The sequence below is a fragment of the Thioalkalivibrio sp. ALE20 genome (assembly GCF_000381405.1).
Lineage (GTDB): Bacteria > Pseudomonadota > Gammaproteobacteria > Ectothiorhodospirales > Ectothiorhodospiraceae > Thioalkalivibrio.
Genome location: NZ_KB906474.1, coordinates 52118 through 78280, shown reverse-complemented (window position 1 = coordinate 78280; position 26163 = coordinate 52118). Strand labels below are relative to the sequence as shown.

General features: G+C 67.7%; 22 protein-coding genes and 3 tRNA genes. 16 read left to right on the top strand and 9 right to left on the bottom strand.

The window, feature by feature from the left end; translation table 11 throughout:
* Positions 1 to 3 precede the first annotated feature (3 nt).
* Both oadA and F790_RS0107495 read right to left on the bottom strand, forming a co-directional pair.
* The gene (gene oadA / locus F790_RS0107500) at positions 4 to 1851 is read right to left on the bottom strand and encodes a sodium-extruding oxaloacetate decarboxylase subunit alpha (RefSeq protein WP_019591258.1); all 1848 of its coding nucleotides are present in this window, start codon (positions 1849 to 1851) and stop codon (positions 4 to 6) included.
* A gap of 40 nt (positions 1852 to 1891) precedes the next feature.
* Complete coding sequence (locus tag F790_RS0107495; RefSeq protein WP_026332891.1) at positions 1892 to 3322, bottom strand: acetyl/propionyl/methylcrotonyl-CoA carboxylase subunit alpha; 1431 nt, start codon at positions 3320 to 3322, stop codon at positions 1892 to 1894.
* 131 nt (positions 3323 to 3453) lie between these two features.
* Here F790_RS0107495 and F790_RS0107490 point away from each other — a divergent pair, with 131 nt between their 5' ends.
* From F790_RS0107490 to F790_RS0107440, 11 genes are all read left to right on the top strand, one after another.
* On the top strand, positions 3454 to 3981 hold the full coding sequence (locus F790_RS0107490) for a DUF177 domain-containing protein (protein ID WP_026300845.1): 528 nt from the start codon (positions 3454 to 3456) through the stop codon (positions 3979 to 3981).
* Between the two features lie 104 nt (positions 3982 to 4085).
* Positions 4086 to 4283, top strand: coding sequence for a 50S ribosomal protein L32 (rpmF, locus tag F790_RS0107485; protein ID WP_018869358.1), 198 nt, complete (start codon positions 4086 to 4088; stop codon positions 4281 to 4283).
* 93 nt (positions 4284 to 4376) lie between these two features.
* Positions 4377 to 5405 carry a phosphate acyltransferase PlsX gene (gene plsX, locus F790_RS0107480; RefSeq protein WP_018869359.1) on the top strand — a complete coding sequence of 343 codons (1029 nt, stop codon included), beginning with the start codon at positions 4377 to 4379 and terminating at the stop codon, positions 5403 to 5405.
* A complete protein-coding gene (locus F790_RS0107475; protein WP_019591256.1) occupies positions 5402 to 6364 on the top strand; it encodes a beta-ketoacyl-ACP synthase III in 963 nt (320 codons plus the stop codon). The genes plsX and F790_RS0107475 overlap by 4 nt, the downstream gene beginning before the upstream one ends.
* A gap of 13 nt (positions 6365 to 6377) precedes the next feature.
* The gene (locus F790_RS0107470; RefSeq protein WP_019022017.1) at positions 6378 to 6854 is read left to right on the top strand and encodes a CYTH domain-containing protein; all 477 of its coding nucleotides are present in this window, start codon (positions 6378 to 6380) and stop codon (positions 6852 to 6854) included.
* A complete protein-coding gene (locus F790_RS0107465) occupies positions 6847 to 7512 on the top strand; it encodes a uracil-DNA glycosylase (protein ID WP_019591255.1) in 666 nt (221 codons plus the stop codon). Before F790_RS0107470 ends, F790_RS0107465 begins: the two co-directional genes overlap by 8 nt.
* Before the next feature lie 7 nt (positions 7513 to 7519).
* The gene (gene uvrC / locus F790_RS0107460; RefSeq protein ID WP_018869363.1) at positions 7520 to 9346 is read left to right on the top strand and encodes an excinuclease ABC subunit UvrC; all 1827 of its coding nucleotides are present in this window, start codon (positions 7520 to 7522) and stop codon (positions 9344 to 9346) included.
* Positions 9347 to 9352: 6 nt separating this feature from the next.
* Positions 9353 to 9904 (top strand): CDP-diacylglycerol--glycerol-3-phosphate 3-phosphatidyltransferase, encoded by a 552-nt coding sequence (pgsA, locus tag F790_RS0107455; protein ID WP_019591254.1) that lies wholly within the window; start codon positions 9353 to 9355, stop codon positions 9902 to 9904.
* Positions 9905 to 9969: 65 nt separating this feature from the next.
* Positions 9970 to 10045 (top strand) — tRNA-Gly (locus tag F790_RS0107450).
* Between the two features lie 78 nt (positions 10046 to 10123).
* Positions 10124 to 10197 (top strand) — tRNA-Cys (locus tag F790_RS0107445).
* Positions 10198 to 10371: 174 nt separating this feature from the next.
* Positions 10372 to 11991, top strand: coding sequence for a methyl-accepting chemotaxis protein (locus F790_RS0107440; RefSeq protein ID WP_018869365.1), 1620 nt, complete (start codon positions 10372 to 10374; stop codon positions 11989 to 11991).
* A gap of 81 nt (positions 11992 to 12072) precedes the next feature.
* Here the strand turns inward: F790_RS0107440 and F790_RS0107435 are convergent, their stop codons facing one another.
* A complete protein-coding gene (locus F790_RS0107435; RefSeq protein ID WP_019591253.1) occupies positions 12073 to 12597 on the bottom strand; it encodes a hypothetical protein in 525 nt (174 codons plus the stop codon).
* Between the two features lie 180 nt (positions 12598 to 12777).
* On the opposite strand from F790_RS0107435, the gene F790_RS0107430 reads away from it, so the two are divergent.
* Entirely contained in the window at positions 12778 to 13965 is a 1188-nt protein-coding gene (locus tag F790_RS0107430) for an NAD(P)/FAD-dependent oxidoreductase (protein WP_019590231.1), read from the top strand.
* An 8-nt stretch (positions 13966 to 13973) separates the two neighbouring features.
* On the opposite strand, the gene F790_RS0107425 is transcribed toward F790_RS0107430, so the two are convergent.
* Together F790_RS0107425 and F790_RS0107420 are read right to left on the bottom strand one after the other, a co-directional pair.
* Positions 13974 to 14732, bottom strand: a complete 759-nt coding sequence (locus F790_RS0107425) for an OmpA family protein (RefSeq protein WP_018869368.1) — start codon at positions 14730 to 14732, stop codon at positions 13974 to 13976.
* A gap of 93 nt (positions 14733 to 14825) precedes the next feature.
* The gene (locus tag F790_RS0107420) at positions 14826 to 15638 is read right to left on the bottom strand and encodes a motility protein A (RefSeq protein ID WP_018869369.1); all 813 of its coding nucleotides are present in this window, start codon (positions 15636 to 15638) and stop codon (positions 14826 to 14828) included.
* Positions 15639 to 15766: 128 nt separating this feature from the next.
* Here F790_RS0107420 and F790_RS0107415 point away from each other — a divergent pair, with 128 nt between their 5' ends.
* From F790_RS0107415 to F790_RS0107400, 4 genes are all read left to right on the top strand, one after another.
* Positions 15767 to 16351 (top strand): LemA family protein, encoded by a 585-nt coding sequence (locus tag F790_RS0107415; protein WP_019022023.1) that lies wholly within the window; start codon positions 15767 to 15769, stop codon positions 16349 to 16351.
* Between the two features lie 12 nt (positions 16352 to 16363).
* A complete protein-coding gene (locus tag F790_RS0107410; protein ID WP_019591252.1) occupies positions 16364 to 18340 on the top strand; it encodes a M48 family metallopeptidase in 1977 nt (658 codons plus the stop codon).
* A 24-nt stretch (positions 18341 to 18364) separates the two neighbouring features.
* Positions 18365 to 18451: transfer RNA gene (locus tag F790_RS0107405), tRNA-Leu, on the top strand.
* A gap of 131 nt (positions 18452 to 18582) precedes the next feature.
* A complete protein-coding gene (locus F790_RS0107400) occupies positions 18583 to 20871 on the top strand; it encodes a diguanylate cyclase (RefSeq protein WP_232199258.1) in 2289 nt (762 codons plus the stop codon).
* Here the strand turns inward: F790_RS0107400 and mnmD are convergent.
* From mnmD to F790_RS0107380, 4 genes are all read right to left on the bottom strand, one after another.
* Entirely contained in the window at positions 20868 to 22703 is a 1836-nt protein-coding gene (mnmD, locus tag F790_RS0107395; protein ID WP_019591250.1) for a tRNA (5-methylaminomethyl-2-thiouridine)(34)-methyltransferase MnmD, read from the bottom strand. The genes F790_RS0107400 and mnmD overlap by 4 nt on opposite strands.
* A gap of 22 nt (positions 22704 to 22725) precedes the next feature.
* A complete protein-coding gene (locus tag F790_RS0107390) occupies positions 22726 to 24255 on the bottom strand; it encodes a peptidoglycan DD-metalloendopeptidase family protein (protein WP_026332890.1) in 1530 nt (509 codons plus the stop codon).
* A gap of 104 nt (positions 24256 to 24359) precedes the next feature.
* Positions 24360 to 25142 (bottom strand): ABC transporter permease, encoded by a 783-nt coding sequence (locus F790_RS0107385; RefSeq protein WP_018869375.1) that lies wholly within the window; start codon positions 25140 to 25142, stop codon positions 24360 to 24362.
* Positions 25139 to 26116, bottom strand: coding sequence for an ABC transporter ATP-binding protein (locus F790_RS0107380; protein ID WP_018869376.1), 978 nt, complete (start codon positions 26114 to 26116; stop codon positions 25139 to 25141). The genes F790_RS0107385 and F790_RS0107380 overlap by 4 nt, the downstream gene beginning before the upstream one ends.
* Positions 26117 to 26163 lie beyond the last annotated feature (47 nt).

The following is a 26163-nucleotide window of genomic DNA, read 5'->3' as shown; positions in this document are numbered from 1 at the left end:
GGCTCAGTCTCCCGTGGCGACGGCGGTTTCGACAGTGACCAGCACGCACCCGGCGGTCACCGCGGCGCCGCGCTCTACATGGACTGCGGTCACGGTGCCTGCGGCGGGGGCGACCAGTTCGGATTCCATCTTCATGGCCTCGACCACCACCACCGCCTGCCCGGCCTCCACCGGGTCGCCCGGGGCCACCAGGATGTCCACCACGGTACCGGGCAGGGTAGTAGTGACATCCCCGGGGCCGGCCGGCGGCCCCGCGGCGCCGCCGGCGGATGGCGCCGCCGACTCCGCTGCGGACGTCCCGGAGGGGCCGGTGACCTGGGTATCCAGGGTGTGCACGCCAACCTCTTCGGGCAGGCCGTCCACGCTGAGGAACAGGGTCCGGTTGCCATCGTCGCGGGGTCCGCTGCCGCGGATCTCGATCTCGTGGTCTTCGCCGTCGAGCTGCAGGATGAAACGCCGCGGCGCGGGGCAGCCGGGGCGGTCATCGCCGGGCAGGTCCAGGGGTTCCGGGGCGAGGGTCCCGGCACGCCGGTCCTCGAGGAAGCGTCGGCCGATCTCGGGGAACAGCGCGCAGGTCAGGACGTCCTCCGGTGATTCGGCCAGATCCCCGGCCTCGGCGGTCAGCCGTTCCATCTCGGGTTCCAGGTGATCGGCGGGCCGTTCTTCCAGCACCGGCTCGTCGCCGATCGCCCGGCGGCGCACTTCGGCATTCACCGGTCCCGGGGCCCGGCCATAGTGCCCGCCGAGATAGCGCTTCACTTCGTTGCTGACATGGGCGTAGCGCTCTCCGCCGAGCACGTTCATCACCGCCTGGGTGCCCACGATCTGCGAGGTCGGGGTGACCAGCGGCGGGTATCCGAGGTCCTCGCGTACCCGCGGCACTTCCTCCAGCACCGCGTCGAAATGGTCCAGGGCACCCTGTTCGCGCAGCTGGCTGGCGAGATTCGAGACCATGCCGCCGGGCACCTGGTTGACCTGAACCCGGGTGTCCACCCCGGTGAAGCGGCTCTCGAAGCGGTGGTACTTCGGCCGTACGTCGTGGAAATGGCGGGCGACGGTCTGCAGGGCTTCCAGGTCAAGGCCGGTGTCGTGTTCCGTGCCGGCCAGTGCGGCCACCATGCTCTCGGTCGGCGGGTGGCTGGTACCGCCGGCGAATGGCGTCAGCGTGGTTTCGATGTGCCGGCAGCCGGCACGGATCGCCTCCCAGTGGCACAGCTCGGACAGGCCCGAGGTCGCGTGGGCATGCAGATGCACGGGTACGTCCAGGGCGTCGACCAGTTCGGTGACCAGTTCGCGCGTGGCCGAAGGTGTCAGCAGGCCGGCCATATCCTTGATCGCGATGCTCTGCGCCCCCATGGCCGTGAGTTCGCGCGCCAGCGCCACGAACTGGCCGCTGTCATGCACCGGCCCGGTGGTGTAGCAGAGCGTGCCCTGGGCGTGGGCCCCGGCCTCGCGGGTCGCCTCGATCGCCACCCGAAGGTTTCGCGCATCGTTCATCGCGTCGAAGATGCGGATGATGTCGATCCCGCCTGCCACCGCGCGATCCACGAAGGCGCGCACCACGTCGTCGGCATAATGGCGATAGCCCAGCAGATTCTGGCCACGCAGCAGCATCTGCAGCGGGGTGCGGGGCAGGGCGGCCTTCAGGCGATGCAGCCGTTCCCACGGGTCCTCGCCCAGGTAGCGCAGGCAGGCGTCGAAGGTGGCGCCGCCCCAGACCTCCAGTGAGTGGAAACCGATGGCATCCAGCTGCGCACAGGCCGGCAGCATGTCCTCGGTCCGCAGGCGGGTCGCGATCAGGCACTGGTGCCCGTCGCGCAGGGTCACGTCGGTCAGGCGAACGCGGTCCATGGGCGGTCCATTGGCAGGTGGGAAAGGGATGGTCGGCTCATCATGCCCATGTGTGCAGGCCGTGATGGGCGGCGATCGCGGCCGCCACCAGTGCCGCCCGGCGGCGCGGATCGGGCCGCGGCCGGAGGTGTGCCAGCCCGGGTCGGGCTTCGATGAATCCGGTGTCGAAGTGGCCGCTGCGGAAATCCGGATCGTCCAGAATGGCCAGGTGGTAAGGCACGGTGCTGTGTACGCCGCGCAGTTCGAGGTCGTTCAGGGCACGCTGGCAACGGGCCAGCAGGGCGGGCCAGGTATCGGCGTGAACGATCAGCTTGGCGCACATCGAGTCGAAATTCGACGGGATCACGTAACCGTCGTACAGCGCGCTGTCGGTGCGCACCCCCGGGCCCCCGGGCGGCACGAAACGCGTGATCCGGCCCGTGTCGGGCCGGAAGTCGTTCGCCGGGTCTTCGGCATTGATGCGGAATTCGATCGCCATCCCGCGCGGATGGATGTCGGCCTGGATGAATCCCGGTGGTTCACCGGCCGCCACGCGCAGCTGCGCCTGGACCAGATCGATGCCGGTGATCATTTCGGTGACCGGATGTTCCACCTGAAGACGCGTGTTCATCTCCATGAAATGAAAGGACCCTTCATGGTCCAGGAGGAACTCGACCGTCCCCGCGTTGCGGTAGCCCGCCGCTTCGGCGGCGCGCACCGCCAGGGCGCCGAGGTGTTCCCGCTGGTCGCTCGTCAGGGCCGGCGACGGGGCGATCTCCAGGAGTTTCTGGTGACGCCGCTGGATGGAGCAGTCGCGCTCGTACAGGTGGACGGCGCGGCCGGCGGCATCGGCGAGGATCTGGACTTCGATGTGGCGTGGATTGAGCACCGCCTTCTCGAGGAAGATCTCGGTACGGCCGAAGGCCCGCGTGGCCTCCGAGCGTACGCGTTCGAACTGCCGCTCCACCGCGGCGGCGTCCTCGCACAGGCGAATCCCGCGTCCGCCGCCCCCGCTGGTCGCCTTGAGCATCACCGGGTAGCCGATGCGGTCGGCCACCGCGCGGGCTTCCTCGGCATCGGCGAGGTTGCCGTCGGATCCGGGCGTGACCGGGACACCGGCCGCCTGCATGGTCGCCCGCGCGGCGACCTTGTCGCCCATGCGCCGGATGACCTCGGCCGGCGGACCCACCCAGATCAGGCCGGCCTGCGTGACGGCTTCGGCAAAATCGGCGTTTTCCGACAGGAAGCCGTAGCCCGGATGCACGGCGTCGCAGCCCCGCGCCCGGGCGGCTTCCACCAGTCGGGCGGTGTCGAGGTAACCGGACTCGGTGTCGGGGCCGAGGTCGACCGCTTCCGCCGCGCGATGGACATGCAGGGCGTGGCGGTCGGCGTCCGTATGTACGGCCACCGGCGTGACGCCCAGCTCGCGGCAGGCGCGGATGATCCGGACGGCGATCTCGCCGCGGTTGGCGATCAGGAGTTTGCGGATCAACATCGCTCTCCGGGCGACCCTCGAAACCGCAGTATCGACACGCCCGGGGGGTGCTCGCAAGTTTCTGTTTCGGTTTGACGCCCTGTTCGCGCGCGCGCATAATCCGCGCCCTTGTACACGGTCCCGTTTGTATGAGCCGCGTCCCCGCCTCACTTGATCCGCAGCAGCCCCGCGTCCAGCAGCGCGAGTTCGTCATGGACGCGCTCGTGGCCGGCGATCTGCCGCGTCTGCGTGCCGAGTCGCTGGAGGGCCATCCGCTGCATGTGGCGGCGCGCTTCGAGATCCGGCGGGGGGCGCTGGGCGAGCTGCGGCTCTCCGGGACCATCGAGGGCGAGCTGTGGCACGAGTGTCAGCGCTGTCTGCAGCCGATGGCCTGGCGTTTTCGCCTGACGCCGGACGCGGTGCTGGTGCCGCTGGAGGGCTCCATCGAGGGCCTCGACGCCGGTGACGACTTCATCGAGCTGGATGCCGAGGGCCTGCTGCGCCCGCGCGACTGGGTGGAGGAGGAGGTCCTGCTGGCCTGGCCGCTGGTGCCGCGCCACGAGGACTGCAACACCGGTCGGACGGACGAATTCGCCGAGGGTGAGGGACGCGAGAATCCGTTTGCGGTGCTGGCCGGGCTGAAGGACGACCTTGCCGGCCGCGGGGACGATTCCTGACCCGACCGCGGGGACCGGGGCGGGCATTCGCCGCGGTGAAACGCTATACTGCCGCCCGTTTCACGGGCTATCCGTACCAACTGGCTTCAATCTGGAGATTCATCATGGCCGTTCAGCAACGCCGCAAGACCCGTTCCAAGCGCGACATGCGCCGTTCCCACGACGGGCTCAAGGGCGCGACCCTGTCCACCGATCCGACCACGGGCGAGATCCATCGCCGGCATCACGTGACGCCGGATGGTTTCTATCGCGGCCGTCAGGTCGTGCAGCAGCCGGTCGAAGTCGACGACGACGAAGACTGAATTGCAGGACATGCGGGGGCCACGGGGTGACGGGCCTCGTGGCCCCGTTGTTTCCGGGGAGCCCCGGTTCCGGCAGCCACAACGGTACTCGGCATGAGCAGCAGCTACACCATCGCCCTGGACGTGATGGGCGGCGATCACGGCGTGTCCGTGGTGCTTCCGGCAGCGCGACGGGCCCTCAAGGGGCAGGGCGATTTCCGGCTTCAGCTGGTCGGTGACCGGGAGGTCATCGAGCCGGAACTGGAGGACTGGAACGCGTCCGAGCGCGATCGGGTGGAGATCGTCCACGCGTCCCAGGTGGTCGGCATGGAAGAACTGCCGGCCGTCGCCCTGCGGACGAAGCGTGATTCTTCCATGCGGGTCGCCATCGACCAGGTGCGCAAGGGCGAGGCCCAGGCCTGCGTGAGCGCCGGCAACACCGGTGGACTGATGGCCACCGCGCGTTACGTGCTCAAGACCCTGCCCGGGATCGACCGGCCGGCGATCGCCACCGCCCTGCCGTCGATGAACGCCCATACCCACATGCTGGATCTGGGCGCCAACGTCGATGTCGAGGCCGAGCACCTGTATCAGTTCGCGGTGATGGGCTCGGTGCTGGCGAAGGCCGTGGACGGCCTGGACAGCCCGCGGGTCGGTCTGCTGAACATCGGCTCGGAGGCGATCAAGGGCAACGACCGCGTGCGCGAAGCCGGGCGCATGCTCGAGGAATCCTCACTGAACTACGTCGGTTTTGTCGAGGGCAATGATGTCTACTGCGGTGACGTCGACGTGGTGGTCTGCGACGGCTTCGTCGGCAACGTCGCGCTGAAGACCAGCGAAGGCGTGGCGAAAATGATCACCAGCAACATGAAGGCCGAGTTCCGCAGCTCGCTGTACTCGCGTCTGGCCGGGTTGATGGCCCTGCCGGTGCTGCGCCGACTGCGCCAGCGGTTCGATCACCGGCGCTATAACGGCGCCTCGCTGCTGGGGCTGCAGGGCATCGTCATCAAGAGTCATGGGAGCGCGGATTCGCTGGCCTTCGCCAATGCCATCCGCATCGCGCGGATCGAGGCCGAGGCCAATATCGCGACCCGCATCGACAAGCAGCTGGAGCGGCTGCTGCGGCAGGAGACGCCGGAGTGAACCACGCCCGTATTGCCGGAACCGGGAGCTACCTCCCCGAGCGCATCCTCACCAACGAGGAACTGGAATCCATGGTCGAGACCTCCGACGCCTGGATCCGCGAGCGCACGGGGATCCGCGAGCGGCACATCGCCGCGGACGAGGAGCTGACCTCGGATCTGGCGCTGCAGGCGTCGCAGCGTGCTCTGGATGCCGCCGGCCTGAAGGCCTCCGACCTGGACCTGATCCTGGTGGCGACCACGACGCCCGACCAGATCTTCCCCAGCACCGCCTGTATCCTGCAGGCCAAGCTGGGCATCGGCGGCTGCCCGGCGTTCGATATCCAGGCGGTGTGCAGCGGCTTCGTGTACGCCCTGGCGACTGCCGACCGTTTCATGCGCAATGGCGGGCCACGGCACGTGCTGGTGGTGGGGGCCGAGACGCTGTCGCGCATCACCGATTACACCGACCGCTCGAACTGCATCCTGTGGGGCGATGGTGCCGGCGCGGTGGTTCTCTCGCGGTCCACGGATCCCGGCATCATCTCCACCCATCTGCATGCCGACGGCCAGCACCGGTCCCTGCTGGAAGTCCCGGGGGGGATTTCGCAGCCGGGTGACAACCCCGATCTGGACTTTATCCGCATGGAAGGCCGGGCGGTGTTCCGCGTGGCGGTCAATACCCTGGACCAGATCGTCGACGAAACCCTGGAGCACAACGGGATCGACAAGTCGGAACTGGACTGGCTGGTCCCGCATCAGGCCAACATCCGCATCATCCAGGCCACCGCGAAGAAGCTGAACATGTCCATGGATGACGTGGTGGTCACCGTGGATCGACACGGAAACACCTCGGCGGCCTCGGTGCCACTGGCGCTGGACACGGCGGTACGCGACGGACGCATCAAGCGCGGGGACCTGATCCTGACCGAGGCCTTCGGCGGCGGCTTCACCTGGGGCTCGGCCCTGATCCGCATGTAGGGGAAACACCGACATGGGACGCGAAATCGAACGCAAGTTCCTGCTGGCAGGGGACGGCTGGCGCGAGCAGGCGCACCGTTCCTGTTACATGCGCCAGGGCTACCTGTGCGGCAACGACCGGGCGTCCATCCGCGTTCGGGTGGAGTCGGGGGCCGCCAACCTCAACATCAAGAGCGCGACCCTGGGTGTGGAGCGCGACGAATACCAGTACCCGGTTCCGGAAGCCGAAGCACACACAATGCTGGATACCCTTGCCGGAGCGCAGGTGGAGAAGACCCGCCACTGGGTCGATCACCACGGCTGGGTGTTCGAGGTGGACGAATTCCACGGCGCGAATGCGGGGCTGATCGTCGCCGAGCTGGAACTCGACGATGCGGACGCCGAATTTCCGCGTCCGGATTGGCTCGGCGACGAGGTCTCGCACGATCCGCGCTATTACAACACCGAACTGGCGCGCCACCCCTACAGCGAGTGGGAGCGGGGTGAGTAACCCGGCGGAGGGGGCGCCATCCCCGGAACCGCCCGGGGGGTTCGCCCCCGACTGTCGACGCTGTTCCCGCCTGGCACAGTTCCTCGACGAGGTGCGTGCGGAGCACCCCGGCTACCATGCGGCTCCGGTGCCGTCGTTCGGACCGGCCGATGCAAGCCTGCTGATCGTCGGCCTCGCCCCCGGAATGCACGGCGCCAACGCGACGGGGCGGCCGTTCACCGGCGATTATGCCGGCATCCTGCTGTACGCCACCCTGCACGAATACGGATTTGCCAGCGCGCCCGAGAGCGAACGGGACGATGACGGCCTGATGCTGCACGACTGCCGCATCACCAATGCGGTGAAGTGTCTGCCGCCGCAGAACCGTCCGACCACCGCCGAGATCCGCGAGTGCAACGGCTACCTTGCGGCGGAGATCGCCGGGGTTCGTCCGCGCGTGATCCTGGCGCTGGGCAAGGTCGCCCACGATGCGGTGCTGCGCACGCGCGGGCTGGCACTCGCCCGGCACCCGTTTGCTCACGCCGCGGAGCACCGGCTGGATGACGACACCGTGCTGGTGGACTCCTATCACTGCTCGCGCTACAACACCCAGACCGGGCGCCTGACCCCGGCGATGTTCCGGACGCTGTTCGCCCGCATCCGTGAACAGGTATCCTGAGAGCGCCATGAGCGCGCCAGAGACCGGATTCGACCCCGAACCCTTCCTCGAGAACCTGACCCGTTCGCCCGGCGTGTACCAGATGCTGGACGTGGACGGGAAGGTGCTCTATGTGGGCAAGGCCCGCAACCTCCGCAGCCGCGTCACCAGCTATTTCCGCGGCGGGGATGACCGCGGTCCGCGCATCCGTTCGATGGTGCGGCAGATCGCGGACATCCGCATCGCGGTCACGCACACCGAATCCGAGGCGCTGCTGCTGGAGGCCAATCTCATCAAGCAGCACCGGCCGCGCTACAACGTGCTGCTGCGCGATGACAAGAGCTATCCCTATATCTTTGTTTCCGGCCACGAGTATCCGCGTCTGGGGTTTCATCGCGGGGCGAAGAAAAAGGGCGTGCGCTATTTCGGGCCCTATCCATCGGCCGGGGCGGTGCGCGAAAGTCTCGCACTGCTGCAGAAGCTGTTTCAGGTGCGCCAGTGCGAGGACAGCGTTTTCGCGCATCGCAGTCGGCCGTGCCTGCAGTACCAGATCGGTCGCTGTACCGCCCCCTGCGTGGACTATATTTCACCGGAGGAGTATGCCCGCGACGTCGAGGCCAGCGTGCGTTTCCTGGAGGGTGACAGCGAGGCGGTGATCGGTGATCTGATGGAACGCATGGAGTCCGCCTCGGCCGCACTCGAGTTCGAGAAGGCGGCGCGCCTGCGCGATCAGATCGGCCGGCTGCGCGAGATCTCGCAGCAGCAGTTTGTCGCCGGCGGCGAGGGCAATGCCGACGTGATCGCCCTGGCGCAGTCGGGCGGGAGTTTCGCGGTGGAGGTGTTCTTCGTACGCAATGGCCAGAACCTGGGCAACAGCGAGCTGTTCCCGGACGTGCCGGAGGCGGCCGGCCACGACGAGATCATGGCGGCCGTGCTGGCGCAGTACTATGCCGAACGCGAGCCCCCGCCGCAGGTGCTGCTGTCGCATGAACCCGAGGGGGCCGAGGCCCTCGAAACCCTGCTTGGCGAGCGCCGCGGGGCACGCGTGCGGCTGGCGTGGTCGCTGCGGGGCGAACGCGCACGCTGGGTCGACATGGCGCAGCGCAATGCCGAGCAGGCCCTGAAGACCCGGCTGGCCAGTCAGGCCGGGCAGACCGCGCGCCTGGATGCGCTCACCGCAGAGCTCGAACTGGAGGCGCCGCCGCGGCGCATGGAATGCTTCGACATCTCGCACACCCGCGGCGAGGGCACCGTGGCATCCTGCGTGGTGTTCGGGCCGGAAGGGCCGATCAAGTCCGATTACCGGCGCTTCAACATTGAAGGGATCGAGCCGGGCGATGACTATGCCGCGATGCACCAGGCGCTCAGTCGCCGTTTCGCGCGCCTGAAAAAGGGCGAGGGCCGGGAACCGGACATCCTGTTCATCGACGGGGGCAAGGGGCAGGTCACCCAGGCCCTGAACGTGCTGGCCGATCTGGGGCTGGATCACATCCGGGTGGTCGGGGTGGCCAAGGGCGAAGAACGCCGGCCCGGCATGGAAACCCTGGTGTTGAGCGGGGTGGAGGCGCCTTCTATACTGCCGCCCCATTCGAGTGCACTGCACCTGATTCAGCAGATCCGTGACGAGGCCCATCGTTTCGCGATCAGCGGTCATCGGGCGCGGCGGGCGAAGGCGCGCAAGGAGTCCACCCTCGAGTCGATTCGCGGGCTGGGGCCCAAGCGTCGCACTGCGTTGCTCAAGCACTTTGGCGGGCTGCGCGGGGTCTCCCGCGCGGGGGTCGACGAGCTGGCCAAGGTGCCCGGCATCAATCGTCGCCTGGCGCAGGCGATCTACGACCAGTTCCACGAGGCCTGATCCGACATGTTTCCACGACTCCCCACCTGGCTGACCTGGTCGCGTATCGTGATGATCCCGCTGATGATCGGGGCCTTCTATGCGCTGCCGATGCCGGCGGCGGGGATCGTGGCGGCCATCATCTTTGCGCTGGCCGCGGTGACCGACTGGCTGGACGGTTATCTGGCCCGGCGCTGGTCGGTGACCAGCCGCTTCGGCGCCTTTCTCGATCCGGTGGCGGACAAGCTGATCGTCGCTGCCGCGCTGGTGCTGGTGGTGGACTACAACCCCGGTGTGGGGCTGGCGCTGGCCGCGATCGTGATCATCGGTCGCGAGATTGCGATCTCGGCACTGCGGGAATGGATGGCCGAAGTCGGGACCAGCGCGAAGGTGGCGGTTTCCTGGATCGGCAAGTTCAAGACCAGTGCCCAGATGGTGGCCATCTTTCTGCTTCTGTGGGCCGAGCCGGTGGCGGGACTGTCGCTGTTCCTGATCGGGGAATGGCTGCTGTATCTGGCGGCGGTGCTGACGCTGGTGTCCATGGTGCAGTACATGGTGGCCGCGGCCCGGGACGCCTGAACGAATTTTTCGTATCCGGTGTTGACGAAGCCGACGCTGTCTGTAGAATACGCATTTGTCGACGGGCGGGAATAGCTCAGCTGGTAGAGCACAACCTTGCCAAGGTTGGGGTCGCGAGTTCGAATCTCGTTTCCCGCTCCAAACGATTTCCCGAAGCCCCGGCACCGCCGGGGCTTTCTGTTTCGGCGGCATCCAAGACCGTCGAACAAGCCTTGCCCCGGCTGGGTGGCAGAGTGGTGATGCAGCGGACTGCAAATCCGCGTACCTCGGTTCGATTCCGGGCCCAGCCTCCATCTTCGATTGCAGGCCCGCCGGCTTTATGCTGGCGGGCCTTTTCGTTTGCGGGGTGCCTGCCGGGTCTTCGCCGGTCCCTTCGGGCATTCAAGGTTGGGGCCGAACGGCCGAAAACCCGGATGGAGGCGCCGGTGAATCCGGGCGCCCGCAATCCATGACCTCTGGGTAACTGCATGCTGCGTCGCCTGTACGACCTTCCCATCTGGCTGAGGCTGCTCGGCGTCATCTGGCTGATCCTGGTCTTCGTCTGGTCCGGCATGATCGGATGGGCGGTGCTGGAGCAGCGTGACACCGCCCAGGAGCAGGCCGGGCATTTTGCCGGCAGTCTGCACGAGATGACCTGGGCCGGACTGACGACCCTGATGATCACCGGCACCATGGACTCGCGCCACGAATTCATGGATCAGATCCAGGAAATGGGTGATGTTCGCGACCTGCGCGCGATCCGCGCCGCGTCGGTCACCGAGCAGTGGGGTGAAGGGACGGCCGACAGCGAACCCCGTGATGCGGTCGAGCGCGAGGTCCTGGATACCGGAGAACCCTTTGTCGAGGTGGATCGCGAGCGCGACGAGCTGCGCGTGGTGAAACCGATCCGCAATCATCGCGAATACCTGGGACGCAACTGCATGGCGTGTCACGGTGCTGCGGAAGAAGACGAGGTTCTCGGAGCCACGTCCATGCGTCTCGACATGACCGAGGTGCACGAGGGGGCGACGAATTTCGGGATCCAGCTGTTCGGCTTCGCGATCCTGGTCAGCCTGCCGCTGCTGGGTGCGATCTTTCTGTTCATCCGGCGTTTCGTCACGCAGCCCCTGGCCGAGATGACGGAAGGGTTGCGTGACATCGCCGGGGGCGGGGGCGATCTGACCCGGCGGCTGGACGTGCACGGCGATGACGAGGTCGGGCGCGCGGCCCGGGCGTTCAACGACGTGATGGAACAGTTCCGTTCCCTGATCGGCGCGGTGGTCGGTTCCAGCGGGCAGCTGACTTCGGCGGCCGAAGAGGTCTCGAACGTGTCCGACCGCACGCGCGAAGGCGGGGATCGTCAGCGTCGGGAGATCGAGCAGGTGGCCACGTCGATGAACGAGATGAGCGCCACGGCCCAGGACGTGGCCCGCAACTCGCAATCGGCGACCGAGGCGGCGCACCGCTCGCTGGAATCCACGCGCAGTGGCCAGGAGGTCGTGCAGCGGACCGTAACCGGGATCGAGCAGCTGGCCTCCGAGGTGCATCGCGCCGCGGAGGCAATCCAGCGGGTCGAGCAGGATTCGGAGAGCATCGGCAAGGTACTGCAGGTGATCCAGGAGATCGCCGAACAGACCAATCTGCTGGCGCTGAATGCCGCGATCGAGGCCGCGCGTGCCGGAGAGGCGGGACGTGGGTTCGCGGTGGTGGCCGACGAAGTACGGGCCCTCGCGTCGCGTACGCATGAATCCACGGAGGAGATCCGGCGCACGGTCGAGACCCTGCAGGGGGGCACGCGCAATGCCGTGGAGGTGATGCAGGCCGGCGAGGAACGGGCACGCGCGACCGTGGATCAGGCCGGCGAGGCCGGTTCGGCGCTGGAGGACATCCGCGAGGCGGTGCAGTCGATCACCGAGATGATTGACCAGATCGCCAGCGCGGCCGAGCAGCAGAGCCAGGTCGCCGAGACCATCAACCGCAATGTCACCACGGTGACCGAGGAGGCCGAGCAGAACGCCGAGGGGGCGAGCCAGGCCAGCGATTCGGCAGCGGAACTGATGCGCCTGGCGCGCGAGCTGCAGGAGATGACCCGGCGCTTCCGCGTATGAGGTTTGTCACCCGTCCGGTGGTGGAGGGTGATGCGGGCGACCCGCCGCGGCAGGGCGGGCGCGATCAGCTGGGCCGGGCGGTCAGACCTGGATGTCCAGAGTGGAGCCCGCAGTGTTGATGCCGCGGTTGTCCATGGTTCCGTCGGGCATCAGGGTGGCGGCCAGGTTGTTCTCGGCCGCCTGCTCCTCTTCGCGGGCTGCGAGTTCGGCGGATCGGGCGTCACCGTTGTCGGAAGCACCGCCGACGCTGCTTGCCTCGTCGGTGGCGCTGACGGCGTTACCGCCCTCGGACCCGTTGATGGCACCGGCGGCCGTGGCCCCGCCCGCGGCGTTCGCCTCCTGGGTGCCGCTGGCCTGAGCAATGCCACGCGCGGCCGAGGGGGTGTCGGCGGCCTGAGCCGACGGGCCGGCTCCGCCCTGGTTGGCGCCGATCGCCGCCGCTTGCCCCGGCTGGGTCTGTTGTGCCCCGGGCGCAGCCTGGTTCGCCTGGGCCGAGCCCGGCTGCTGGGCCCCCGGGGCGCGGTTCTGGTCCTGGTTCTGGCTGGCATTCACGGCCGCCGCCTGGCTGGCCGTCGCGGCCGGATTGGGTCCGATCCCGTTGATCATGGGTCGCTCCTGTCGAGGTTGGCCGTCGGCCGGTCCATACGGGGAGGCCGGGCCCGGGTCGGTGCCCGGTCGGGCGCATGGATACAGCCGGGCGCCTGCTACGTGCTCCATTTCCAGTATAGAACAATCAAGGGGCAGCGTGCCGGTCACCCGCGTGCGGCTCCGGTAGAATCCCGCCCCATGAATGAATCGACGGAAATCTTCGATGTCGCGGTGATCGGGGCCGGGGCCGCGGGCATGATGTGCGCGGCGGTGGCGGGAGCGCGCGGGCGTCGCGTGGTCCTTCTGGATCACGCGGAGCGGGCCGGCAAGAAGATCCTGATGTCCGGGGGCGGCCGCTGCAACTTCACCAACATGGATTGCGGGCCGGAGAACTTCCTGTCCGCGAATCCGCACTTCGTGAAATCGGCCCTGGCGCGCTACACGCCCTGGGATTTCGTGGCCCTGGTGGCGGCGCACGGGATCCCGTATCACGAAAAGAAGCTCGGTCAGCTGTTCTGCGACCATTCGTCGAAGGATATCGTGCGCATGCTGCTGGACGAATGCGCCACGGCCGGGGTGACCCTGCGGACGTCCACGCCCGTGGAGGTTGTATCCGATCAGGCGCCGTGGCGCCTGCGCACGCCGTCCGCGGTCATCGAGGCCGAATCCCTGGTGATCGCGACCGGCGGCTATCCGATCCCGCGGATGGGCGCCACGGGCTTCGGCATGGACCTGGCGCAACGTCTGGATATCCCGCTGGAGCCCACGCGGCCCGCGCTGGTGCCACTGACCCTGGACGGTGACGCACGCGCGGCGGTCGAGGCGCTGTCCGGCATTGCGCTGGACGCGGTGGCGGAGGCGGGCGATGCGGGCTTTCGCGAGAATGTGCTGTTCACCCACCGGGGCGTGAGCGGTCCGGCGATCCTGCAGGTTTCCTCGTACTGGCAGCCGGGGCAATCGGTGACGGTGGATTTTTTCCCCGGGGAGTCCCTGGAACAGGGGCTGCGCGCAGCGCGCGAAGAGACGCCGAAGCGCCAGCTGCGTCGGGTGCTGGGCGAATGGCTCACCCGGCGGGTCGCCCGGCACTGGCTGGATCCGGAGGTGGCGGAGCGGCCGCTGGAGCGTTTCTCCGACGCCGAGCTGGCCGCGCTGGCCGGTCGTTTTCAGCCCTGGGTGTTCACGCCGTCGGGGACCGAGGGCTATGCCCGTGCGGAGGTCATGGCCGGGGGCGTGGACACCCGCGCCCTGTCGTCGCGCACCTGCGAGGCAAAGGGATACCCGGGGCTCTATTTCATCGGCGAGGTGGTGGATGTCACCGGGCATCTCGGGGGGCACAATTTCCAGTGGGCCTGGGCCTCCGGTCACGCTGCCGGCGAGGTCGCCTGATCCGGGCCTCAGGAGTCGGCGGGGGTTTCGAGCACGATGGATACGCGGCGGTTCTCCGCACGCCCTTCCGGGGTGTCGTTGTCGGCCACCGGGCGGGTGTCCGCGTGGCCGACCGCCTGCAGGATGCCGGGGTCGATGCCGCGGTCGACGAGATAACGCACCACACCGCTGGCGCGCGCTGAGGAGAGTTCCCAGTTCGACGGGAAGCGCGGGGTCGCAATGGGCACGTTGTCCGTATGGCCCTCGATGGTCACGCGACCCTCATGTTCTTCCAGCAGCGGAAGGAGGTCGTCCAGCAACGCCTGCCCGTCGGCGGCCAGGTCGGCCTGCGCGGTGGCGAACAGGATGTCGTCCTGGATCCGCAGCTCGATGCTGCCGGGCTGTTCGATGACCTCGACGCCCTCCGGCGCGCGGTCGCGCATGTCACGCACCGCCTCGGGGTCGGCCTCCGGTGGCGGGTCGTCCGCCGGGGTCGCCACGGGCGAGGGCGGATCGGCGGCCAGCGGCGGGTCTTCGACCGGTCCGGGCGGCACTTCCGGGGCCTCGGGTGACAGCCGGAACAGGCGCGGATCGACCAGGTTGGAGAGGTCGCGATAGACCAGCTCCACCGGGTCGTCATCGGCGGCACGTATGCTTTCGTCCCGCGGTTCGGCGAAGGTCAGCATGATCACGAAGACCACGATCACCAGGGTCAGGACGTCGAGGTAGGTCAGGATCCAGGCGTGTTCGTCCTCGCGCAGGCTTTCCCCGCTGCGTCCGGTCTCCACTGCGAGCGTCTCCCGCGGGAGGACATGGTCTCCCTCGCGGGTGGGCTCCCGGGCCGACGGGGTTGATTGCGGCTCGCCGTGGGTGGCCATGGTTCAGCGTCCGCCGCTCTCCGCTTCGTCTTCCGCGACGGACGGTGCCTGACGGATTTCATCGTGGTGGTTCTCGGCGAACGAACGCAGGGTCTCGCGGATGTAGCCGGGGGTGCGGCCCTTGCGCATCAGCATGATGCCCTCCAGCACCATGGTCATGACCACCACCCGTTCCTCGGTACGCCGTTCCAGCTTGATGGCGATCGGCCGGAACACCAGGTTGGCCAGCAGAATGCCGTAGAAGGTGGTGATCAGGGCAATGCCGAGGTTCACCGCGATCACCGCGAAGTCGTCGGTGTCGGTGGTCAGCAGCAGGTTGATCAGGCCCAGCAGGGTCCCCAGCATGCCGAAGGCCGGCGCGTAGGTGGCCATGGTGCGATAGACCTGGGCCTCGGCGAGTTCGCGTGCGCGCAGCCGCGCCAGGCGCCAGTGCAGCAGGTCGGACACGTCTTCCATCGGGGTGTCGTCGATCACCAGCTGCACCCCGGTTTTCAGGAAGGGGTTGCGCAGGGTCTCCAGCCGTTCCTGCACCCGGGCCAGGTTCTGTGCGAACCACAGGCGCGAGACCTCGACGATCTCCTCCATGTCCTGAGTGACGTCGTAGCGCTCGTCGCGGATGACCGTGGCCGCGAGACGGAACACCCGCACCAGCTCGTGCAGGGGGTAGCTGAGCAGGGTGGCCGCCAGGGTCCCTCCGAGCACGATGCCGAGGCCGGGAAGGTTGAGGAACACCAGCAGGTCCTGGCTGGTAAAGGCGATGATGCTGACGAACAGCACGACGCCGCCGATCATGCCCAGCAGGGACGAAAGATTCATGAGAGCCGCCGCCGGAGTGAGTGTGTGTCCGCCAAGGATAAACGTCCCGCGTCCGCGCGTCGCGCTCGCGAGTGGGCGGCGTAACGCGTACACTGCCAAGACCTCGTTACAAGCATGGGAGAAGCGACATGGAATGGGTCCTGCTCGGGATCGTGATCCTCCTGGTGATCTGGGGGGTGTGGACGTACAACCGCCTGGTGACGTCGCGCAATCGCTATCAGAACGCGTTCGCGCAGATCGATGTGCAGCTCAACCGCCGGTATGACCTGATCCCCAATCTGGTGAAGGTCGCGGATCGCTACATGGCCCACGAAAAGGACACCCTGGAAGCGGTGATCGAGGCCCGCAATCAGGCCCAGAGCAGCCTGCAGAAGGCGGCGGCCGATCCGTCCAACCCCGAGGCCATGCGCGAGCTGTCGCAGTCCGAACAGGGTCTGTCCGGCGCGCTCGGGCGTCTGTTCGCACTGTCCGAGGCCTATCCCGACCTCAAGGCGAACGAAAACATGATGCAGCTCTCCGAGGAGCTCAGCAGCACCGAGAACCGCATCGCCTACGCGCGGCAGGCATTCAACGACGCGGTGATGAGTTACAACATCCTGCGCGAGATGTTCCCCAACAGCCTGATCGCGAACAACTTCGGTTTCCGTCGCGCCGAGCTGCTGGAAATCGAGGATCCGCAGCGCCGGGAGGCGGTCGAGGTCAACTTCCAGTAAGCGAGCCCGACCATGAACTTTTTCGAACACCAGGACCGGGCGCATCGCCGCACCCGGGTCCTGCTGGTCCTGTTTTCCCTGGCCGTCCTGGCCATCGTGGTGGCGATGAACGCGATCGCCCTGCTGTTTCTGGGCCACGATCCATCGGCACAGCCGGGCGAGCCCCTGCAGCTGGACAAGCTGGTCCGGAACAATCTCGATCTCCTGTTCTGGGTGACCCTGTTCACGATCGTCCTGATCGGTGGCGCCAGCCTTTACCGGGCGTCGTCACTGCGGGGCGGGGGTGGCCAGGTCGCCCGGGAGCTGGGTGGCACGCGGGTCGAGCCGGACACCCGGGATCCGCTGCGCCGACGCCTGGTCAACGTGGTCGAAGAAATCGCGATCGCCTCCGGGGTGCCGGTACCGGAGATCTACGTGCTGGAGGAAGAAAGCGGCATCAATGCCTTTGCCGCGGGGCATGCGCCGGGTGACGCGGCCATCGCGGTGACCCGGGGAGCCCTGGAAACCCTCAACCGCAACGAGCTCCAGGGCGTCGTGGCCCATGAATTCGGACACATCCTCAATGGCGACATGCGCCTGAACATTCGTCTGATCGGAATCCTGTACGGGATCCTGGTGCTCGCGCTGGTGGGGCAGCGCGTGCTGATCGCCATGCGTTTCTCGCGTGACAGCCGCAATGCCGCCGGCCTGATGGCCGCGGGGCTGGCACTGCTGGTGGTGGGCTATATCGGCCTGTTCTTCGGCCGCTGGATCCGGGCCTCGGTTTCACGCCAGCGCGAGTATCTGGCGGACGCCTCGGCCGTGCAGTTCACCCGGCAGCCGGACGGCATCGCCGGGGCCCTGAAGAAGATCGGCGCACGTCATGCCCGCCTGGATGCGGACTCCGAAGAAGTGGGGCACATGCTCTTCGCCAGCGGGGGGCTCGGGCGCATGTTCGCGACGCACCCGCCGCTGGAGGAGCGGATCCGAGCGATCGAACCGGGTTTCGATCCGTCCGAGCTGGAGGAGGTCGCCCGGCGCATGCGTGAAGAAGCCGAGGCCGAGCAGGCCGCGGCCGAGGCAGCCGCCGAGCAGCAGGAAAAGGAAGACCAGCGGGGCCCCGGGGGGCTGCCCCTGGATGCCGACCGCCTGGTGGACGGCATTGCCGATCCCGGGCTGGCGCAGATACTGGGTGCCGGGATTCTGATGGCCTCGATGCCGGGGCCGCTGGAACAGGCCGCCCACAGCGATGGCTGGGCGGCCGAGGTGATCCTGTATCTCCTGATGAATGCCGACCCCGAAGTGCGCGAGCAACAGCGCCTGATGGTCGCGGAGAAACGCGGCGGCGACAGCGAGCGCAGGGTCGGCCAGCTGCTCGAGATGGTGCCGCAACTGCGCGACGACCTGCGGATTCCGCTGCTGGAAATGGCCTTCCCGGTGTTGCGCCGGCACCCGCGCGAGGAACGCGAGCAGCTGCAGGAACTGGTGGAACGCCTGATCCATGCGGATGGCCGGGTTTCGGCATTCGAATATGCCCTGGGGCGTCTGCTCAACCGGCACCTGATGGATGCCGGAAAGCCCGGTGAGGACGGTGCCGGCGGACATGGGCGACTGGACCGGCACCACGAAGAGGCCCGGTTCCTGCTTGCCGTGCTTGCGCGTCATGGCCATCCCGGGGACCCGGACGCCGGACGCGCCGCACTGGCGGCGGGGATCGAGCGCATCGAGGGAGCGGCGCCTGCCGCGGTGGATTTCCCCGAAGCCTGGACCGAATCCGAAGGGAGCCGGGCGTGGGCCGGCGTCCTCGACCGGGTACTGGATACCCTCGATGCGCTGCGCATGGCGGACAAGGAGCGGCTGGTGCGGGCCATGCTGACGACGGTGACGCACGGGGGGCAGGTACGGACCGCGGAAGTGGAACTGCTGCGGGCCATGGCGGCGTCGATACACGTCCCGCTGCCGCTGGCGGAATTCGCCGCCGGTGAGGAAGGAATGCCCTCCGCCGATTGACGCGGTATCATCCGCCGCGTCTGCGGGGGCGTGGCGAAACAGGTAGACGCAGCAGACTTAAAATCTGCCGGCCGCAAGGCCGTGCCGGTTCGAGTCCGGCCGTCCCCACCATTGTCGTCTTTTCCGCCTGTCGCGGACGAGCTTTCTCAGCCTCCCATGACCATTTTCATCCTCCGGGGATTACGCGCCCCCGGGTGAATGGGCATAGTGGGGGTGTGGGGTTCGGATCGAAGGGGGCGGACATGCGCGGGATACCGGGCGACAGCGCCGCAGGAGAGGCCCCGACCGCCGGGACGGACGGGACAGCACAAGGTCGGACGGGCGGTTTTGCCGCCACGTCGGTGGTGTCGGGGCTGCTCGCGATGCTGATCTTCGCCGGGATGTTTCTGCTGGCCGCCCGTGCCTGGGAGCATCAGCTGGCCGAGCGGCATCAGGCGAACCTGGCGAGCGAGGTGGCCAGCAAGCGTACGCGCCTGGAAAGCGTGATCAACAGCCTGGTGCACGCCACCGTTGGTCTCTCCGCCTATGTCGAGGCACGCCCGCACCTGGATGGCGACGAGTTCGAGCGCATGGCCGACCGGCTGTACCGTCGGGACCCGGAAGTCATTCGCTCGCTCACGTTACTGGCGGGATCCCGCATCGATTTTGTCTACCCGCGCGAGGGCAATGTGGATGCCCTGGGTCTCGACGTGGCCAGCCATCCGGAGCAGGCGGCGTCCTTCCGTCGGGTCATGGAAACCGGAGAGACCGTCGTCGCCGGGCCCTGGGAGCTGGCACAGGGCGGGACCGGCCTCCTGGTCCGCAGTCCGGTCGGTCCGGAAGAAACGGGCGACCCGCTGGACGAGGCCCGGCAAACGGATCCCGGATTTACCATGGCCAGTGTGGCGGTGGATTTCGAACGGGTACTGGCGCGCGCGGGGTTCGGCCGCACTCCCGGCGCGCTCAAGTTTGCGCTGCAGGGGCGAGACGGGACCGGGCACCGCGGCGAGGTGTTCCATGATCCGGACGGGATTGCCGAAGGGCCGGCGGAGTGGCGCAAGACGGTCAGCTTTGCCGGTGGCGAATGGGTCCTGCTGGCGCGCCCGGTGCCCGAGGCCATGCCGACCTCCAGGCCGCCGGCCTGGTGGGCCTTCGGGATCCTTGGCACCCTTGCACTGGGCGGACTGACCTGGCGCGTGAGCGGGCATGTGCGCGATCGCGCGCGCCTGCTGAGCCAGTACCACACGCTGGTCGCCAACCTGGAGGACGCCACTCTGGTGGTCCGGGATACCCGGGTCCTCTGGACCAACCCCGCGTTTCGCCGCACGACCGGACAATCCCCGGTCGACGGCACCTCCGTGAAAGACCTCGAACTGTTCCATCCGGACGATATCCCGTTGCTGCCCAACGGGCTGGTATTTTCCAGGGAAGATCCGGATCCGGCCGGGCGCCAGGTGCGCGTGCGCATGGCGGACGGCCACTGGCGCTTTCATCTGCTGCGCTGGGTGCCGATCCCGTGGGAGCAGGATCGGGCCATGCTGCTGATCCTGGTGGACGTGCACGACAACCGGATGCTGTTCGAGGCGCTCGCCCAGGCCCGCGACCTTCAGGAGGCGCTGTTCGAAGCCATGCCCGGTCATGCCCTGGTGCTGGGGGAGGACGGGATGATCTACCGGGCCTTTGGGGATAGTCGGGGGGCGAAGGAGGCGGACGCGTCGGGGCGGAGGGGGGCGGGGTCGATCGTGGGGCACGGCATCGAGGAGTTCCTGCCCGAGGCGGTGGCCCGCCAGTTCCTGGCAGTCGTGCGGCGGGCGCTGGACGAGGGGGCCCTGCAGGAGACCGAATACCTCCTCGAGCCCGGCGTGCTGCATCCGGCGCGACGGTCGGAGCCGGAACTCGCCGGGGATGGCTGCGAAAACGGGCAGCGCTGGTTCGAGGCCCGCGTGCGCCCCATTGCCGCGCATTTCGAGGGACGTGCCGCGGTCGTCTGGCATGCGCTGGACGTGACCGCGCGGCGCAAGCTCGAGGAGCGTCTGCACACCCTGGCCTGGCAGGACCCTTTGACGGCGGCTGCGAACCGCGCGGCGATGGAACGGGCGTTTCCCCGCATGACATCCCGAGCCCGCCGCGACGGGGGGCAGCTGGCCATGGTGTTCATCGACCTGGATCGCTTCAAGCCGGTGAACGACGAACACGGCCATGCCGTCGGTGATCAGCTGCTGCGCCGCATGTCCGCGGATCTGGCGGCGCACCTGCGTGCCGAGGATCTGCTGGTCCGGCTGGGCGGTGACGAATTCCTGGTGCTGACCGGGACGCTGATTTCTCGCGACGAGGTGCATCCGCTGATCGAGCGGATCCGCAGCGTCTTCGATACCCATTGGGAGCTGACCCTGGACGACGGGGAGCGTATTTCGGTGGTGGTGACCGCGAGTATCGGCGTGGCGTTCTATCCGGAACACGGGGAGACCCTGGCCGACCTGATCGCGGCGGCCGACCAGGCGATGTACCGCGTCAAGGGACAGGGCCGCAATGCGGTGGCCTGGGCGGACTAGGCGACCCGTTGCGGCGACAGGCGTCGGGCCACGTTCTGCTCCAGCGGTTCCGGCAGGTCCAGCAGGCGGTCGGCTACCAGCTCGCCGCTGATCGGTGCATAGAGCAGGCCTCGTGAACCGTGCCCGAGGGTGAGCATGACCCGGCCCCGGCGGTCCATGCGCGAAGCGCCCACCAGCGGAAGGCGGTCGCGAAAGACGGCGCGCATGCCGGTCCAGCGCTGCGTGATCCGCGCATCCTCGGGGGCGGGCATGCCCGGAACCCATGCCAGATGCTCCAGGTTGTGGCGGTCGTCTTCGGCGGTCGGTTCGGGGGGCGCTGCCGGATCCGCCGGGAGCCCGTCGTGGCGGTAGGTGGCGCCGATCCAGTGATCATCCGTGTCCCGTCGAATCCAGTAGCCCTGACCGGTGCGCACGCGGAAATCGGGGCCGGGGAGGGGGTGCTGCACCCGGGTCATCTGGCCTCCCACGGTCCCGAGGCGCGCCTGTTCCGGGCACAGGGGCGCGCCGGCAGTGGCGATCACGACCGCGTCGAAGCCCCGCGCGGGGTGGTCGCCGTCGAACGTCACCCGGACTTCGGTGGCGTGCGGCTCGATCGCGCTGACCCCGGTGCGCTCCACCGCGGGCAGTGCGGCGGCCAGTCCGCGGCACAGGGCCCCCATGTCCACCGCCCGCCCGCCGGGGTATTCCAGCATCGGCCCGGGAGTGCCGGCGGGGGCGGTGGCGGCCGGGTCGAAAAGGTAGCCGCTCTCCGCCGGATCGCGCGCGCGAAGTCGCTGTACGCGCTTGCGTGCGTGCGCGGAGATGCCGTGGAAGGCGACGCTGTCACCCAGCAGGAGCGTCGATCGGCCCTCTTCCAGGCCCTCGGCGGCGCGTTCGATCAGGGCATGGGTGTGGCGCATGCCGGTGAGCGCCAGGGCATTGAGCCCCGGGTCATCGGGGAGCAGGTGAGGCAGCAGCACCGCCGCCGGGTTGCCGGATGCCCCGCCGCCCGGTCCCGCGGGATCGAACAGGGTGATGTGGCAGCCGCGGTCCTGCAGGGCCAGGGCGGCCGACAGTCCGGCAATGCCCGCCCCGATGACCGCTACGCGTCGCGGACGTTCGCGAGTCTCGGGCAGGGCGGGGGGAGCCGGGTCATGGAAATGGCCGCACAGGCGTTCACGCTTGCGTCCGTGCCCGGGTTTGCGCCGGACCACGAAGCCGGCCGCCTCCAGGTCGCGGCGCACCTGACCGGCCGCGGCGTAGGTGCCGAAGGTGGTGCCGGGCAGGGATATACGGGCCATCTGCCGGAAGACACCGATATTCCACAGGCCCGGATTGCGGCGGGGTGCGAATCCGTCCAGATACCAGGCATCCACCGCGGCATTCAGCTGCGGGAGGGTGATCGCCGCGTCGCCGAAGACCAGGGTCAGCACCGCGCGTGCCCGAGGGAAATGGATCCGGTGAAGGCCGCTGACCGGTGGGGGATACCCGTCGCGCAGGCGTTCGGCGTCCGGGCCGTCAAGGCCCAGCTGCCGATGGGCGCGGGCGAGGTCGTCGGGATGCAGCGGCCGCGATTCGAAGCCGATCAGCGACAGGAAGCCGTCGTCCGGGGCCCGGGCGCGCCACTCGCGAAGCGTCAGGAGGGTGTTGAGTCCGGTGCCGAAGCCGGTCTCGGCGATGGTCATCCGGGTACCGGGGCGGGCGAAGCGCCGGGGCAGGTCGTTGGCCTCAAGAAAGACTTCGTGCGCTTCCTCGAGCGGGGCGTCCGAGCCGAAATAACCGTCGCCGAACTCGGGAGAGACGGGCTGTCCATCCCTCCATTCGAGACGCGCAAAGGCCAGTGCTTCGGGCAACGGCGGGGCGGCGGGCCGGTTCCTACTGCGCGGCGAGTTCGCTGAACGGCCGCAGAGCGACCTGTTCGCCGCGCTGCCCGTTCTCCAGCTGCGCGAACAGGACTTTGCCAATCTCGCGGAACTGCTCGAGGTCTTCGCCTTCCAGCGAGTCGCTTTCGGGCAACGCTACCCGCATCGGATCCTTCGGCCGCCCCTTCACGTGCACCTCGTAGTGCAGGTGCGGACCGGTACTGCGTCCGGTGTTGCCCGACAGGGCGATGCGATCCCCCCGCTCGACATCATCCCCCGGGCTGACCAGGGCACGGTCCAGATGGAGATAGCGCGTGGAGTAGCCCTGTCCGTGTTCGATCACGATGAAGCGACCGGCATACCGGTCGTGCTCGACGCGCGTGACCCGACCATCCGCCGGTGCCTTAATGGGGGTCCCCACCGGCATGGCGAAGTCCGTACCGTGGTGCGGCGCGACCCGGCCGGTGACCGGATGCCGTCGCTGCGGATCGAAGCCCGAGCTGATGCGGTAGTTGCCGGAGAAGGGACGGCGGTCGAACGGCGGCAGCAGGCTTTCGCCATCCGGGCGATAGAAGCGCCCGTTGACGTTGCGCGCGGCTTCCTCCTGTATCCGCTCGCCGTTGTATTCGAACGCCAGCAGTCGCAGATTCTGCGGCGTGTCCTCGCCGACGACGGTTTCCTGCTCCACCAGCAGGGTGAATTCATCGCCGGCGCGTGCGTTCAGGCGCACCGGCAAGTGGCGATCCATCAGCACGGCGATCGCCGCTGCCGCCCGCGAGGAGAGTTCGGTCTGGCGGGACAGGGCCGCGGAGATCGAGCCGTCGATCTCCGCGCTGATGATCAGGTGCGAGGTCTCGCGGGCATTCTCGACCTCATGACGGTCAAAGTCCCAGCCATCCTCCTCCCGTACCCATTCGTAGCCCGAGGCGCTGTCGGTCCACAGCCGCATGCGGGTCAGGTAGCCTTCGTCGTCTACCTGCCACTCGATCTCCTGGCCCGGCCGGACGCGGTTCAGGATGTCGGCATTTTCGTCGTCGTCCAGCAGGCGATAAAGCGTGGCCAGCGGCAGATCCCACTCCTGTTCCCACAGCCCGGAGAGGCGCTCGTTGCGATCCAGGGTGTGCGAATTCCAGTCGGAGTGGCCGAGTTCGGCCGTTGCGGAGGGCTCGTCGTCGTCCAGGTCAAAGGTTTCGTACGACGTGGCCCCGGTCGTCGGCTCGCTGGCCGTCGGCGGCTCTCCGACATCCTGGTCGGGATCGAATGCGAATGCCACCGTGTGAGTGTCGCCCGGCGGGACCGAGCCGCCCACCGCGGGCACCGGTTCGGCCACCGAGGCCCGGCTCCAGTCAGCACGGATCTCCGTGCCGCGGGCGCCGGAGCCGTTGTCCGCCGATTCGGGATCAGCGCTAGAGAGGGGCGCGATCTGCAGGGGCTGTTCCGTTTCCTGTGGCTTGGAGGCGAGGACCAGGCCGGAACCCACAGCGAGGGCGAGGCCGGCGGTTCCCACGATGACCGAAGACGTGATCCTGCGCTGACCGTTCATGAACATGGTTCCGTTGGGTGATGCCGTTTTATACCACGTTTGGCCGCGATGTGAACCACCCCCGCGGATGCGCCGATTCTCGCCGTGCCGTCGCTTGAAGGTCTTCATGAGCGGATGCCCGTTCCTCGATTCAGAAGCCACAGTGCCAGACCATAGAGCACAATGATGAACAACGCGATGATGGCAAAGGATGCGATCACTGGAAAGTCACTGGTTCCAAGGCTCCCGTAACGAAAGGCATCCACCATGTAAAAGATCGGGTTCAACATGGACGCGCCCTGCCAGAAATCGGGCAGCAGGCTGATGGAATAGAAAACGCCTCCGAGGTAAGTCAGCGGGGTCAGAACAAACGTTGGAATCAGTGCGATATCGTCGAAAGTTCGTGCGAATACTCCATTGATCAGTCCGGCCAGTGCGAACAGGATGGAAGTCAAAAGGACGACCAGCAGCATCACGATCGGGTTGTGCACGCTCAGGGGCGAAAAGAACAGCGAGACGATCAGAACGGCCACGCCCACGGTGAGCCCGCGTGCGACCCCGCCGAATATGAACCCCAGGATGATGACGCTGTTGGGGATCGGCGAGACCAGTAGTTCCTCGATATGACGCTGAAACTTTGAACCGAAGAATGATGATACGACGTTGGAATAGCTGTTGGTGATTACCGCCAGCATGATCAGCCCGGGAACGATGAAGTCCATGTAGCGAAAGCCTTCCATTTCGCCGATGCGGTCGCCGATCAGGCCGCCAAAGATGATGAAGTACAGCGCGGTGGTGACGACCGGGGGCAGGACGGTCTGCACCCAGATTCTGGCAAAGCGCAGTATTTCCTTGATTGCGATGGTGCGCAGGGCGGTGCCCCACAACCGGAGATCCGCGCGGGTCATGCCTGGCCCTCCTGCTGCTCGGTGGCTCCGTCGCCGCCGGGTGTCAGCGGGCTGCGGGTGGTCTCGTTCTGGGTCATGCGGACAAAGAGCTCTTCCAGTCGATTCGCCTTGTTCCGCATGCTCTGGACCCGGATCCCCTGATTATCAAGAATCTGGAAGAGATCATTCAGGTTCTGGTTGGAGTGTATGTCGGCCTCCAGGGTCAGCTCGTCGATGCGTCGCAGCGGGATCGGGCCGCCCTCCGGTACCGCCAGCGGGGGTTCCACCAGGTCCAGCACCATGGTCTCGGTCTCGAGCTTGGCCAGGAGCTGCTTCATCGTGGTGTTCTCGATGATGCGGCCGTCGTCGATGATCGCGATGTTGCGGCAGAGCGATTCGGCTTCCTCGAGATAGTGGGTGGTCAGGATGATGCTGCGGCCGTCATCGTTGATCTTCTGCAGGAAGTCCCACATGGAGCGCCGCAACTCGATGTCGACCCCGGCGGTGGGTTCGTCGAGGATCAGCAGCCGCGGTTCGTGCACCAGGGCGCGGGCGATCATCAGGCGGCGTTTCATGCCGCCGGAGAGCATGCGGGCCATGTTCTCGCGCTTGTCCCACAGGCCCAGTTCGTTGAGATAGTGGCCGGCGCGGTCCCAGGCCTCGCGGCGGGGAATGCCGTAGTAGCCGGCCTGGTTGACGACGATCTCGCCCACCGGTTCGAACTGGTTGAAATTGAACTCCTGCGGGACCAGGCCGATCGAGCGCTTGACGCCCCGGGGATCCCGGTCGAGGTCGTGGCCGAACACCCGGACTTCCCCGGCCGTCTTGTTCACCAGCGAGGTGATGATGCCGATGGTGGTCGACTTGCCGGCGCCATTGGGCCCGAGCAGGGCGAAAAAGCTGCCGGGGGAGACCTCGAGGTCGATTCCCTTGAGGGCTTCGAAGCCGTTGTTGTAGGTCTTGCGCAGCCCGCGGATTTCCAGTGCTGGCGTCATGGCACGTTCCCTGTCGGTCGGTGGGGGCCGGGCGTCCCGGCCGCAGG